Source organism: Ancylobacter polymorphus (assembly GCF_022836935.1).
Classification (GTDB): Bacteria; Pseudomonadota; Alphaproteobacteria; order Rhizobiales; family Xanthobacteraceae; genus Ancylobacter; species Ancylobacter polymorphus_A.
The window spans coordinates 3,547,309-3,559,709 of sequence record NZ_CP083239.1 but is presented as its reverse complement, the minus strand read 5'-3'; the positions used below and the strand labels follow the sequence as shown (position 1 = coordinate 3,559,709).

At 66.3% G+C, this 12,401-nt stretch carries 18 protein-coding genes; 5 read left to right on the top strand and 13 right to left on the bottom strand.

The window, feature by feature from the left end; genetic code table 11:
* The first annotated feature begins 61 nt into the window (after positions 1–61).
* Complete coding sequence (locus tag K9D25_RS16990) at positions 62–220, top strand: hypothetical protein (RefSeq protein ID WP_244376809.1); 159 nt, start codon at positions 62–64, stop codon at positions 218–220.
* A 27-nt stretch (positions 221–247) separates the two neighbouring features.
* On the opposite strand, the gene K9D25_RS16985 is transcribed toward K9D25_RS16990, so the two are convergent.
* From K9D25_RS16985 to K9D25_RS16975, 3 genes are all read right to left on the bottom strand, one after another.
* Positions 248–616 carry a hypothetical protein gene (locus K9D25_RS16985; protein WP_244376808.1) on the bottom strand — a complete coding sequence of 123 codons (369 nt, stop codon included), beginning with the start codon at positions 614–616 and terminating at the stop codon, positions 248–250.
* 160 nt (positions 617–776) lie between these two features.
* Positions 777–1,679 (bottom strand): HPr kinase/phosphorylase, encoded by a 903-nt coding sequence (locus tag K9D25_RS16980; protein WP_244376807.1) that lies wholly within the window; start codon positions 1,677–1,679, stop codon positions 777–779.
* A gap of 10 nt (positions 1,680–1,689) precedes the next feature.
* Complete coding sequence (locus tag K9D25_RS16975; protein ID WP_244376806.1) at positions 1,690–1,971, bottom strand: PqqD family protein; 282 nt, start codon at positions 1,969–1,971, stop codon at positions 1,690–1,692.
* A gap of 123 nt (positions 1,972–2,094) precedes the next feature.
* On the opposite strand from K9D25_RS16975, the gene K9D25_RS16970 reads away from it, so the two are divergent.
* The gene (locus K9D25_RS16970; protein ID WP_244376805.1) at positions 2,095–2,394 is read left to right on the top strand and encodes a DUF6916 family protein; all 300 of its coding nucleotides are present in this window, start codon (positions 2,095–2,097) and stop codon (positions 2,392–2,394) included.
* A 21-nt stretch (positions 2,395–2,415) separates the two neighbouring features.
* Here K9D25_RS16970 and K9D25_RS16965 read toward each other — a convergent pair whose 3' ends face one another.
* On the bottom strand, positions 2,416–2,820 hold the full coding sequence (locus K9D25_RS16965) for a RidA family protein (protein WP_244376804.1): 405 nt from the start codon (positions 2,818–2,820) through the stop codon (positions 2,416–2,418).
* Positions 2,821–2,953: 133 nt separating this feature from the next.
* On the opposite strand from K9D25_RS16965, the gene K9D25_RS16960 reads away from it, so the two are divergent.
* Positions 2,954–3,547 (top strand): TetR/AcrR family transcriptional regulator, encoded by a 594-nt coding sequence (locus K9D25_RS16960; protein WP_244376803.1) that lies wholly within the window; start codon positions 2,954–2,956, stop codon positions 3,545–3,547.
* 14 nt (positions 3,548–3,561) lie between these two features.
* On the opposite strand, the gene K9D25_RS16955 is transcribed toward K9D25_RS16960, so the two are convergent.
* The 4 genes from K9D25_RS16955 to rpsU form a co-directional block, all read right to left on the bottom strand.
* Complete coding sequence (locus tag K9D25_RS16955) at positions 3,562–3,762, bottom strand: hypothetical protein (protein WP_244376802.1); 201 nt, start codon at positions 3,760–3,762, stop codon at positions 3,562–3,564.
* 17 nt (positions 3,763–3,779) lie between these two features.
* Positions 3,780–4,004, bottom strand: a complete 225-nt coding sequence (locus K9D25_RS16950; RefSeq protein WP_244376801.1) for a hypothetical protein — start codon at positions 4,002–4,004, stop codon at positions 3,780–3,782.
* A gap of 111 nt (positions 4,005–4,115) precedes the next feature.
* Positions 4,116–4,325: a cold-shock protein gene (locus tag K9D25_RS16945; RefSeq protein ID WP_244376800.1), complete on the bottom strand. Its 210-nt coding sequence runs from the start codon at positions 4,323–4,325 to the stop codon at positions 4,116–4,118.
* Between the two features lie 184 nt (positions 4,326–4,509).
* Positions 4,510–4,782 carry a 30S ribosomal protein S21 gene (rpsU, locus tag K9D25_RS16940; protein ID WP_244376799.1) on the bottom strand — a complete coding sequence of 91 codons (273 nt, stop codon included), beginning with the start codon at positions 4,780–4,782 and terminating at the stop codon, positions 4,510–4,512.
* Positions 4,783–5,091: 309 nt separating this feature from the next.
* On the opposite strand from rpsU, the gene K9D25_RS16935 reads away from it, so the two are divergent.
* Entirely contained in the window at positions 5,092–5,457 is a 366-nt protein-coding gene (locus K9D25_RS16935) for a response regulator (protein ID WP_244376798.1), read from the top strand.
* 24 nt (positions 5,458–5,481) lie between these two features.
* On the opposite strand, the gene zigA is transcribed toward K9D25_RS16935, so the two are convergent.
* From zigA to K9D25_RS16920, 3 genes are all read right to left on the bottom strand, one after another.
* Positions 5,482–6,696 (bottom strand): zinc metallochaperone GTPase ZigA, encoded by a 1,215-nt coding sequence (zigA, locus tag K9D25_RS16930; RefSeq protein WP_244376797.1) that lies wholly within the window; start codon positions 6,694–6,696, stop codon positions 5,482–5,484.
* A 79-nt stretch (positions 6,697–6,775) separates the two neighbouring features.
* A complete protein-coding gene (locus tag K9D25_RS16925; RefSeq protein ID WP_244376796.1) occupies positions 6,776–8,125 on the bottom strand; it encodes an MFS transporter in 1,350 nt (449 codons plus the stop codon).
* A 207-nt stretch (positions 8,126–8,332) separates the two neighbouring features.
* Positions 8,333–8,476 (bottom strand): hypothetical protein, encoded by a 144-nt coding sequence (locus K9D25_RS16920; protein ID WP_244376795.1) that lies wholly within the window; start codon positions 8,474–8,476, stop codon positions 8,333–8,335.
* Positions 8,477–9,120: 644 nt separating this feature from the next.
* Here K9D25_RS16920 and oxlT point away from each other — a divergent pair.
* Positions 9,121–10,428: an oxalate/formate MFS antiporter gene (gene oxlT / locus K9D25_RS16915; protein ID WP_244376794.1), complete on the top strand. Its 1,308-nt coding sequence runs from the start codon at positions 9,121–9,123 to the stop codon at positions 10,426–10,428.
* Positions 10,429–10,501: 73 nt separating this feature from the next.
* Here the strand turns inward: oxlT and K9D25_RS16910 are convergent, their stop codons facing one another.
* A complete protein-coding gene (locus K9D25_RS16910; RefSeq protein ID WP_244376793.1) occupies positions 10,502–11,296 on the bottom strand; it encodes a carbon-nitrogen hydrolase family protein in 795 nt (264 codons plus the stop codon).
* Positions 11,296–12,351 (bottom strand): agmatinase, encoded by a 1,056-nt coding sequence (speB, locus tag K9D25_RS16905; RefSeq protein ID WP_244376792.1) that lies wholly within the window; start codon positions 12,349–12,351, stop codon positions 11,296–11,298. Before speB ends, K9D25_RS16910 begins: the two co-directional genes overlap by 1 nt.
* Between the last annotated feature and the right edge of the window lie 50 nt (positions 12,352–12,401).

The window sequence follows — 12,401 nt, the reverse complement described above, 5'->3', positions numbered from 1 at the left end:
CGCGCATGGTCGACTTTCAGCGACCGAAAGTTGTGGCTCGACTGTTTTTGGGAGGCTTCGGATGAACGACGAACCAATGGTGAAACCGGACACCGCTGTGCCGGGTAGCGAGATGCCCAGGGCTCGGATCACATGGGAAACGCCGGCGCTTACTGTCACATCGGCCGCTGACGCCGAGTTTGATAACACCAACCCGGGCGACGGCAGCTTCATTTCATAGAACGTGGCGACGGCCCTGCCGGACATGTCATGCCGAGAGTTGAAGATTGCATCTCCGTGAGGTCGCGGCGATGGCGTCGGGCCAGCGCTCGACATTCCCATTGAGGCGTGTCGACAAACCGCCGATGCGGAACGCCGTATCGGCCATCCGGTCGACGCTCGTCGGGAGCGACCAGCCGAAATGATGCGCCAGCGAGCTCGCGACATCGCGCTGATCGCGGATCACATAGACGACGCGGCCGATCGCATCGACCGGGATCGCCGGTTCGCGCGCGTCGGGTTGGACGAGATGGCTGTCATGCGTCTTGCAGAGGCCCGGCTGATCGCTGGCGATGCTGCGGCTGGTGAGGGCCCGCACCAGCGCGACTTCGTGCGGCGTCAGGTCGGCATGCTCCAAGCCCCGCGTGAAAGTCCTGCGGCGCGTGCGGTCAGGTTTCCGATTCGGGCCAGATCGGCATTGAGATCGATCGGCTGGCCGCCACGCAGAGGGCTGGCCAGGAAAGCCCGCAGCCAGGTGTTGCCGGATTTGGGACAGGAGGCGATGAGGGCGAGGCCACTCATCCCCGAACGGTCGCGGCGATGGCGTCGAGCCAGCGCTCGGGCGGGGCGTCCGCCTGGCGCTTGAGCCAGTATATTGGCACCTCGCGGGCGATCAGCGTGCGGGACTGGAACAGCGCCTTCGCGTCCCCCAGGGCTCGCCCGACCTGCGGCCGGAAGGTTTCGGCCTGCAGCGCGGCGAGAATGTCGAGCGGTGCCGACAGGCGCTCAATGCCTTCGCACTCGGCACTCTCGGCCCGGCGCAGCAGGAAGATGGCCCGCAGCGGCAGGGTGTCGCGCACGCCGCCATGCGGACCGATGAAATGGAATTTCTCCGCTCCGCGCCCGTTGCCTTCCAGCCCTTCCAGCGACACTGCCGCATCTTCCATCGCATCGCGCCACAGTTTCAGCCGCGGAAAGGAGGGGCGAACCCGGGCGGGGCTGCCGGCGTCGAGAACGCAGACATCGTCCGACACGACCGCGTGGCCGCGTCGGGCGAAGCGCAGCGCCAGCGTGGACTTGCCCATGCCCGAAGGACCGCAGAAGGCGACCGCGCCGCCCTCCATCACGACGCTGGACGCATGCAGCGGCAGCAGACCGCGCTGATGGCAGACCAGGCCGAGCACCGATCCGAGCAGGAGCAGCCGCATCTCGGCCTCGCTCGCCTGCGGCTGCGGCGCGATGGTGATGTCGCCCGACGGTCGCACAAGGAACCGACCCACCATAGGCACCTGCAACAGGCCGTTGCCGGCGTCGTCGATCTGCAGCCATGAGCCGATCGTCCGCCCGCCGGGCAGGTTGTCGTCAACCTCGCCAAATTGCACCGTAATGTCTGGCGGCCGGTCGTCGCCCTGCCACTCCAGAAGCTCCGGCAAGGCGATGGCGGAACGCACGCGCCAGCCGCAGAGAAGGCGATCGGTCATGAGGGCGCCGTCACCCGCGGACATCAATGAGGTTCTGGGCTTCGAGCTGCGTCAGGAAGGCGAACACATCGGCGTCGATGCGCCCGTCTTCGCCTTCATATTCCGCCTTGAGCGACCCACAGAGGTCACTGACCCGGACAGGGCGTTCGAGCCTCTGCCAGATGCGCGAGGCGATCGGGTTGAGACCGAAATAAAGGCCCTGCTGAACATCCAGCAGAACCTGCGTGTCGCCGACGGCGGCCTCGAGCGGATGAGATCGCCGAACGACTTCTGAATTGGGCGACAGGGGCATGGAGCGCGCTCAGGTTGCCACGATTTCCCCTACACCTATCGCGACAGAATGCTACCGTCCAGAGCGGGCCGACTGAGCGCACAACGTCCGGTGGGCATATCGCGAGGGAGAGGCAGGGGACACATGGACATTGCCGCGTTGACCATTCAGCATTTCACGCCGCATCTCGGCGAGCGTTTCGCCGTCGAGGTGGGGCTAGCCGCACCACTGCACATCGTGCTGCGCGCTGCCGCAGCACTACCGGCACAGAAAGGGCCCGGCCCGCGCGACGGCTTTCAACTGCTGTTTGAAGGCGAGGGCCCCTATCGCTTGGCCCAACTCACCCATCGCCTGCACCATGAGGCGCTGGGGGAGCTGGAGATGTTCCTCGTCCCCATCGCCGGGGACGGCGGGCGATTCACCTATCAGGCAATCTTCACCTGAAGCGGCTCGTCGCTGCGCCGATCAGTGTGGCGCCGCGCCCGTTTCGGGCAAACGCGCGATGACCTTGATCTCGAAATCGAAACCGGCGAGCCAGTTCACCCCGACGGCCGTCCATGCGGGATAAGGCGCGTCGGGAAAGGCCTTCGCCTTCGCCGCCAGGATCGTGTCGAACTGGCGCTCGGGGTCGGTGTGAAACGTGGTCACGTCGATGACATCATCAAAGCTTGCCCCGGCGGCGGCGAGAACCGCCTGCAGATTGGCGAAGGCCTGGTCGACCTGCCGGGCGAAATCCGGCTCGACGCTGCCATCCGCCCGGCTGCCGACCTGGCCGGAGACGAACAGCAGATCGCCGGAACGGATGGCGGCGGAATAGCCGTGCTTTTCATAGAGGGCGTGCCGGCCGGCGGGAAAAAGGGCGTCGCGCATGAGTCTTTCCTGTCCTACCGCCCGCGCGGGGGATTTCCCGGCGCGGGATGAATTGATATACGGTTCGTATGTGAAATTATCGCATACGCGACGTATGTCAACGCTGGTGATGCGGCGAGGGGGAGGGCGTGCAATGGCCGTGGGACGGCGGGCGGAGAAGATGGAAGCGACGCGCGCCAAGCTGATCGCCGCGGCGCGCAAGGCCTTCGCTGAACAGGGCTATGCCGAAGCCTCGATGGATGAGCTCACCGCCGCCGCCGGGCTGACGCGCGGCGCGCTCTATCACAATTTCGGCGACAAGCGCGGCCTGCTGGCAGCCGTGGTGCAGCAGATCGACAGCGAGATGGCCGCGCGGGCCCAGGCCCTCGCCGCCCGCCAGCCCTCGCCCTGGGAAGGCCTGCTGGCCGAGGGCGCGGCCTATATCGAAATGGCGCTGGAGCCGGAGGTACAGCGCATCGTGCTGCTCGATGGGCCCGCCGTGCTTGGCGATCCCTCGCAATGGCCGAGCCAGAACGCCTGCCTCGCCACGACGCGGCGGACGGTGGAGATGCTGGTGGCCGAAGGTGTGCTGAAGCCGGTGGACCCGGAGGCGGCGGCGTGCCTGCTCAACGGGGTGGCGCTGAATGCGGCGCTGTGGACGGCGGCGAGCCCGGCGCCGGCGCAGGCTCTGCCGAAGGCGCTCGCGGCGTTTCGCTGCCTCGCCGAGGGGCTGCGAGCGGCGGGCTGAGCCGTGCGTGCGGCCTATTTCGCGGCGGGAGTCCCGGTCTGCTCGTCCAGCAGCGATTCGACGGCACCGATGGCGACCTCAAGGGTGGCGATCTTCTGCAGCGTCTTGTCGGAGGGCAGGGCGTCGATTTCGGCGGCGCGGGTGATGAGGTCGCGCTGCTCGGTCAGCAGGCGGTTGCGCAGGGTCTTGAGCTTGGTGGCAAGGGAATCGGGCATGGCGGCTTTCGGGCAGGCTAGCGCTTGACGGTGCGGCGGGCGGGCTTGGTGGGGGCGGGCGCTGCGGCGCTGTCCGCGGCTTCCCGGGCGAGGCGCGCCTCGCGCAGGCGGGCGATCTTGGCGTCTCGGGTCACCGTGTCGCTTTCGATCATCGACATGGCGATGCGCGACACCGTTTCGGCCTTGCTCTCGGATTGCGAGAGCTTGGGCACGAAGGGTGTTTCCGGTGCTTTTCTCGCCATGCGCGACTTCCCCTTGTAAACGCGAAAAAGGCCGGGTCTCCCCGGCCTTCCCACTTCTGCCTCAACGGTCCGCGCCAGTACATCCGTGGTCACTGACCGGAAGCAGTCTCGTCACGCAGCCTTGAGGCTGCCGGCCGAGCTCTTGCCGCTGCGGCGGTCGGTCTCGAGCTCGTAGGAGATCTTCTGGCCCTCATTGAGGCCCATCATGCCCGCGCGCTCAACCGCCGAGATGTGAACGAACACATCCGGGCCGCCGTTGTCCGGCTGAATGAAACCAAAGCCCTTCTGGCCGTTGAACCACTTCACAGTACCTGTCGCCATGACTAAATCCTTTCAGTCGACATAGAGATTTGATGGCGCGTCGGGACGCGCGCATCAGGTTGACATCGATTTGAGAGGAAGTTCGCTACGGCGCAAAGCTGCGCAAAACAAAGTTCAACGTCCAAGATCGATATCTAATCGTACCGGGGTTGCGGAAATCTCACAACCCCTGACAAATTTATTTTTATTCGGCCACCGGAGCGGCAGGGCGGGGGGCGCCACGGCCGACCATCGGCTTCTTCTTCGGGGCGGCGATGAGCCCTTCGCGGATGGCCTGCTTGCGCGCGGCCTTCTTGCTGCGGCGAACCGCTTCGGCATCTTCGCGCACGCGGCGCTCGGAGGGCTTCTCATAGGAGCGGCGCGCCTTCATCTCGCGGAAGATGCCTTCGCGCTGCATCTTCTTCTTGAGAACGCGCATAGCTTGTTCGACATTGTTGTCGCGAACGAGGACCTGCAATTCGTGTCCGATCACATGCAGCGAGGCTGCTGGTTGGGCGGTTCGTGAGAACCGGCGCGGTCGCCTGTCATGGGATGACGGGGGCGAGGAGAGACGCGACCCCACGGGGCGCGGCATTGAAGGCGACTTCATAAACCCTTCCCGCCCCGCGCGACAAGCGGCAAGAACGCGACGTGATCGTCAGTCTCGGCCGATCCGCCGTCGTGCGTCACGAAAATGTGGCACGGCAAAAACGGGATCATTCTTCGACATGCCGCGTTGCCGCTCGCCATGGCATTTTGCCGTGGGCAATGCCGGGGGTTTTTGACGATGCCAATCGCAGTGCTGGTGGTGGAAGACGAGCCGCTGGTGCGCTTCGACATTGCGGACTATCTCGCCGAAAATGGCTTCGAAGTGCATGAGGCCGCCAGTGCCGATCAGGCCCTGGCGATTCTGGAAGCCATCCCCGCCATCCGGCTGGTGTTCACCGATATCGACATGCCCGGCAGCATGGACGGGCTGAAACTCTCCGCCGCCGTGCGCAAACGCTGGCCGCCTGTGCAGATCATCGTCACCTCCGGCAACCGGATCGCCGCTGCGGCGGATATGCCCGAGGGAAGCCTGTTCTTCGCCAAGCCCTATCGCCCCGCCGACATTGCCCGCTCGATGCAGGGCCTGCTGGCGGGCCGCGCCTGAGCGAAAGCGGGCGCTGCGGGTGGCTCAGGCCGACATGCGCTCCCAGGCGGGGAACGGGTCGGGCAGATGCTTCAGCGGCTCGGGATCGAACAGCGTCGGCCGCAGCGGGCCGACCAGGCAGTCGTCGAGCGCCGCGCGGATGGCCGGCTCGTCGAGATTGACGCCGATGAACACCAGTTCCTGCCTTCGGTCGCCATAACCCGGCGTCCAGTGCTGGCGCAGCCAGGAGCGCCAATCCGCCTGAGTCGGCCAGTGCTCGGTCGGAATCGCCGCCCACCACTGACCGATCGAGCCGGTGCGGCAGATGGCGCCGGCGAGCGACATCTCGCCGACCCGGCGCGGTCGCGTCGCCAGCCAGAACAGCCCCTTGGCGCGCACCAGCCCCGGCCAGGTGCGGGCGAGGAAGGCGTTGAACTTCTCGGGGTGGAACGGCCGGCGGGCGCGGTAGACGAAGCTGGAAATGCCGTATTCCTCGGTTTCCGGCACATGGTCGCGAAAGCCGTTCAGCTCCTTGAACCAGGTGGGGTGCTCATGGGCGCGCTCGAAATCGAAGCGGCCGGTGCCGAGAATGTGCTTGAGCGGCACATGCGCCTGATCGGTCTCGATGATCAGCGCGTCCGGGTTCAGCGCCTTCACCACCGCGCGCACCTCGCGCCGACGCGCCGGCGCGACATCGGACACCTTGTTGAGCACGATCACGTCGGCGAACTCGATCTGGTCGGTGAGCAGATCGACCAGGGTGCGGCTGTCCTCCTCGCCGGCAACCTCGCCGCGATCCCGCAGGAAATCGCGCGAGCCGAAATCCCGCAGGAGATTGGCCGCGTCCACCACCGTCACCATGGTGTCGAGCCGGGCGACATCCGAGAGCGAGAAGCCGTCCTCATCACGGAACTCGAAGGTGGCGGCGACCGGGAGCGGCTCGGCGATGCCGGTGGATTCGATGAGCAGGTAGTCGAAGCGGCCTTCATCGGCGAGGCGCTTCACCTCGGCGAGGAGATCGTCGCGCAGGGTGCAGCAGATGCAGCCATTGGTCATTTCGACCAGCTTTTCCTGCGTGCGCGAAAGATTGGCGTCGCCCGCCCGCACCAGCTCGGCGTCGATGTTCACCTCCGACATGTCGTTGACGATCACCGCGACGCGCAGCCCTTCGCGGTTCGCCAGCACATGGTTGAGCAGGGTGGTCTTGCCGGCACCGAGAAAGCCGGAAAGGACCGTGACCGGAAGACGTGTGTCGGGCATGGCGAAGCTCCACATGCAAAGTGATACAATGTATCATTTGCATGTGGAGCGCGCCGATGCAAGCCTCCGGGTCGGGCGGTCAGGCCTCGATGTCCACGTCGCGCGTCTCCTTGCCGAGCAGCAGCGCAAGCAAAGTGAGGCTCGCCATGGCGGTGAGATAGACGCCGACCCAGAACGGGCTGCCACCGCCCCACGCCCACAGCGCCACGGCGATGAAGGGCGCCACCGCCGCGCCGAGGATGGAGGAGACGTTGTAGGCGATGCCCGAGCCGGTGTAGCGCACATTGGCCGGGAACAGTTCCGGCAGCAGCGCGCCCATCGGGCCGAAGGTCATGCCCATCAGGCTGAAGCCGAGGATGAGCCAGGCCATGACCCCGAAGGTGCCGCCGGCGAGCATCGGTACCCAGAGAAGGCCGAACGCCATGATCGCCAGCGTCACCCCGATCAGCGTGCGGCGGCGGCCCCAGCGGTCGGCCCACGGGCCGGAGACCATGGTGAAGACGCCGAAGAACACCACGCCGATGATCATCATCAGCACGAAGGTGGTGTAGTCATAGCCAAGGCCGGGCAGGGCGGCGCCGGTGCCCGCGCGGCCATAGCTCAGCGAAAAGGTGGTCATCAGGTAGAACAGCACATAGGTTGCCAGCATGTAGAAGGTGCCGAGCACCAGCTGGCGGAAATGCGTGCGGAACACCGAGGCGAGCGGCAGCTTGTGCACCTTGCCGTCCGACACCGTCTTCTTGAACGCCGTGCTTTCCACGAGGTGCAGGCGCACCCACAGGCCGACCGCCACCATGACGATGGAGAACAGGAAGGGGATACGCCAGCCCCATTCGAGGAAGGCATCGGACGGGCGCGTCGGGTCTTCCGAAGGCAACAGCGCGGCGATGATGAGGAACAGGCCGTTGGCCAGGATGAACCCCAGCGGCGCGCCGAGCTGCGGGAAGGTGCCATAGACCGCGCGCTTGCCGGGCGGGGCGTTCTCCGTCGCCACCAGCGCCGCGCCGCTCCATTCGCCGCCTATGGCGAAGCCCTGGGCGAGGCGCATCACCACCAGCAGCGCCGGGGCGAACCAGCCGACCTGGTGGAAGGTGGGCAGCAGGCCGATGAGAAAGGTGGCGATGCCCATGGTGAGCAGGGCGCCGACCAGCGTCACCTTGCGCCCGCGCTTGTCGCCGAGATGACCGAAGAAGATCGCCCCCAGCGGCCGCGCCACCATGGCAGCACCGAAGATGGCGAACGACGCAAGCAGAGCCGTGGTCTCATTGCCGGGCGGGAAGAACAGGTGCGGAAACACCAGCACCGCCGCCGTGGCGTAGACGTAGAAATCATAGAATTCGATGGTGGTGCCGATCAGGCTCGCGAGAATGACGCGCGAGCGGGGATTGGCGACCGCGCCGGCGGACCCGGCGGCAAGGGTGGACGACATGACGGCACTCCGAACGGCAGCGTGAAGCGCAAGAGGCAGCGCGGCTGGGGGATATCGGAGGCGCTTTTAGAGCGTTTTCGAGCGAAGTGGATACCGGTTTGCGTGAAGAAAACGCGGCCAAAGCCGAAATGGTCCAGAGCGTCGGGCCGGGAAAACAGCCGGGGCGCCGGCAGACATACCAGGCGCCCCGCAGGCGGAGGAGCGCGTTCAGCCCGGCGGGTCGACCTTCACGCCCTGCGGACCGACTTCGATCTGCAGCGAATTCTGGTCGCGCTCATAAGCGCGGTAGGCGAAGAAGCCGGCCACGCAGGCAAGCACGACGACGGCGACGGTCAGGACAGTTCGGTTCATGGTTTTCCCCGTGGGCCTGCGCCGGCCGGCGATGAGCCGACCGACGAGCGGTAACAGAACGCGGCGACCGGCCTCCCGGTTCCGTGAGATGAACGCGCGGGTTGCCCGGTCACGGCGCGCGCGGCCCGCTTCCTCTGCGGCGTCCGTAGCGGATCGCCGGCTCGCGAGCTGCATGTCCCCCGCCGTCTAAAGAGCTTCGACCGAACAGAGAGCCGCGTGGTGCGTCGAGACGCTAGGGCAGGGCGCTCGTCACGTCCTTGCCGCGCTCCGTCTCAACATCTGCTGCCGTGACAAAGAGAGCCAACATCTTGGCTCGTCTTTTTCGCTAAAGGTCATAGTTGACGCAAACGGCAAGACTAAAGCAATTGGCGTTACGTCATTATACGTTGGTATATTTCATGTTGAATCCGTAAATATTGATGATATCTATCGTATCAATCTTGTGACACCGTCCGGCATGGGCATTGGTTGTTTACGCTGGGTCACGGGACGGCGCTCGATAGTCTCGTTCCGGTCATTTTTCTTGGAACGGCGCGTCGATCCTTTCCCTTGGGAAAGCGACGATTGCCGCGCTTCGACAGGTCCGGCGGATTTGAAGCAGCCGCGAAGAGCTGCGCGGCATTCATCAGGTTGAGGAGACGTCAATGGACACCAAGACGACGGCGGTCCGCCCCTGGGAACCCTGGTTCCAGCTCGGCTGCGGCATTCTCTGCATGGCGATGATCGCCAATCTTCAATATGGCTGGACCCTGTTCGTCGACCCGATCGACCAGGCGCATGGATGGGGCCGCGCGGCGATCCAGACCGCGTTCACGCTGTTCGTTCTCACCGAGACCTGGCTGGTGCCGGTCGAGGCCTGGTTCGTCGACCGCTACGGCCCGCGCGTGGTGCTGAGCTTCGGCGCGGTCATGATCGCGCTGGCCTGGGTCATCAATTCCTATGCCGGCTCGCTCACCATGCTCTATGTCGGTGCCGTGTGCGGCGGCATCGGTGCGGGCTCGGTCTATGGCACCTGCGTCGGCAATGCGCTGAAGTGGTTCCCCTACCGGCGCGGTCTTGCCGCCGGTGCCACCGCCGCCGGCTTCGGCGCCGGCGCGGCGCTGACCGTGGTGCCGATCGCCAACACCATCGCTGCGCATGGCTACCAGACCGCGTTCTTCTGGTTTGGCCTCGGCCAGGGGCTGATCGTGCTGATCGCGGCCCAGTTCCTCTACCCGCCGTCGTTCAAGATCGCCGCGCCGAAGAAGGCGCTGCGCATCCCGCAGAGCAAGGTCGACTATCCGCCGTCGCAGACGCTCGGCAAGCCGGTGTTCTGGCTGCTCTATCTCATGTTCGTCATGGTCGCGTCCGGTGGCCTGATGGCGGCGGCGCAGATCGGCCCGATCGCGCATGATCTCGGCGTCGCCGATACGCCGGTCAGCATCTTCGGCCTCTCCGCTGCCGCGCTGACGCTCGCCATTTCGCTCGACCGCATCTTCGACGGCTTCGGCCGCCCGGTCTTCGGCTATGTCTCCGACCGCATCGGCCGTGAGAACACGATGTTCATCGCCTTCGGCACCGCGGCGGTGATGCTGCTGGTGATGGTGTTTCACGGCTCGAACCCGCTTGTGTTCGTGCTGGCCACCGCCTGCTTCTTCGGCGTGTTTGGCGAGATCTACTCGCTGTTCCCGGCGACCTGCGGCGACACGTTCGGTTCGAAGTTCGCCGCCACCAATGCCGGCATGCTCTACACCGCCAAGGGCACGGCGGCGCTGCTGGTGCCGCTCGCCAGCGTCGTCGCCTCGATCTATGGCTGGTACGCGGTGTTTGCCATCGCGGTCGGGCTCAACGCCGTCGCCGCTCTGCTCGCCCTGTTCGTGCTGAAGCCGCTGCGCGCGCGGCTGATCGCCCGCAGCGCGGTGGAGGCGGAAGCGGCGCCGGCCACGGTCGGCCGCGAGCAGCCGGCGCACTGAGCGCAGCTCTACGCAATAGGGGGCTCCCGGACGGCCGAAAGGCCGCTCCGGGAGCCGTCGTTTTGAGGAGTGACTAGAGACGCCCGTAGACCTCCGGCCGCCGGTCGCCGAGATGCGTGCTGAGACGGCGGGCCTCTCGCAGTCGGGCCGGATCGAGATCGGCGAAGATGAGTTCCTCGCCATCGCCCGCCAGCACCAGATTTCCGCCCATGGGATCGCCGACGCAGCTCAGGCCCATATAGTCGAGTTCGCCCTCGACGCCGCAGCGATTGGCGTAGGCGACGTACAGCTCGTTCTCGAAGGCGCGGGCCGGCACGACATAGAGCGAGACCGCGTCATAGGGCTTCATGTTGGCGGTCGGCACCAGAACGAGGTCGGCGCCCGCCAGCGCCAGCGCCCGCACCGCCTCGGGGAACTCCACGTCGTAGCAGATGAGCATGCCGACGCCGTAGCCCTCGAAGCGGGCCAGTTCCGCCGTGCCCTCGCCGGGCGCGAACATCGCCCGGTCGAGATCGCCGAACAGATGCGTCTTGCGGAAATTGAGCAGGCGCGTGCCGTCCTTGGCCAGTAGCAGGCAGGAATTATAGATCGCCCCGCCATCGCCGCGCTCGGGATAGCCGTAGCAGAGGCCAATCCCGTGCGCGCGGGCGATGTCGGCGGCGCGGCGGGCGCTGGGGCCCTCCGCCGGCTCCGCCTTCGCCAAAGCCGCCTCGCGGCCGATATTGTAGCCGGTGAGGAACATTTCCGGCGCCAGCAGCAGATCGGCACCGCCTTCCGCCGCCTTTGCCGCCGCCGCGTCCAGCCGGTCGAGATTGGCGGCGGGCTCGTTGCCGGGATCGCCCGCCGTCTGCCAGAGAGCGAGGCGCATCAGGAGCCCTTCCGCGCCTTGTGTGCCGTCACCGCCAGGCAGAAGATCTCGAACAGCACCTGCGCCGCCGCATGAGCGGTGTTGGAGGTGGCGTCATATTGCGGGGCCACTTCCACCACATCGCCGCCGATCACGTCGAGCCCGTTCAGCCCGCGCAGCAGTTCCAGCACCTCGCGCGAGGTGAGACCCCCGATTTCCGGCGTGCCGGTGCCGGGGGCGAAGGCGGGGTCGAGGCTGTCGACATCGAAGGAGACATAGACCGGCCCGTCGCCCAGCACTTCCTTGGCCTTCGCCACGATGGCAGGCACGCCGAGGCCGGTGACCTCCTCGGCATGGATCACGGTCATGCCGCTCTCATAGGAGAACTCCCACAGGAATTCCGCGCCGCCCCGAATGCCGATCTGGATGGTGCGCGCCGGGTCGAGTACGCCGTCCAGCACCGCGTTGCGGAAGGGGCCGCCATGGTGGAACTTCGCGCCCTCATAGGTGCCGGAGGTGTCACAATGGGCGTCGATGTGCAGCATGCCCACCGGCCGCTTTTCGCCCACCGCCTTGAGGATGGAGCCGGTGATGGAATGATCGCCGCCGCAGGAGAGCGGGATGACGCCCGCGGCCACGATCTTCTTATAGAAGGCCTCGATGTCCTCATGGCAGGAATCGAGGCTGAAGCGCGAGCGGAACGGCACGTCGCCAATATCCGCCACCTTGGCCTCGGCGGCGGGGACCATGCCGAGCACATGCTCATAGGGCCCGACGCGCTCGATGGCGCGCACGGCGCGCGGGCCGAGGCGGGCGCCGGCGCGGTTGGTGACGCCGAGATCCATCGGCACGCCGATGAGCGCCATGTCGAGACCGCCGAAATCGGCCAGCTCCTGCACATCGGGGCGATAGGGGGCGTCGAGCAGCGTCGCCGCGCCGGCCCACGGCCAGACGCGCTTTTCGCCGTCCTTGAACTGCAGTTCGGCGACGCGCTTGAAGGTTTCGTCATAGACGACGCCACCGCCGACGCCGGCATATTTTGCGCGCAGCGCGGCGAGCTTTTCCTGATCGGACATTCGAGCCTCTTGTGAGCCTTCGGGCTTCTGGAAGTCCGCTCAGGCTAGCG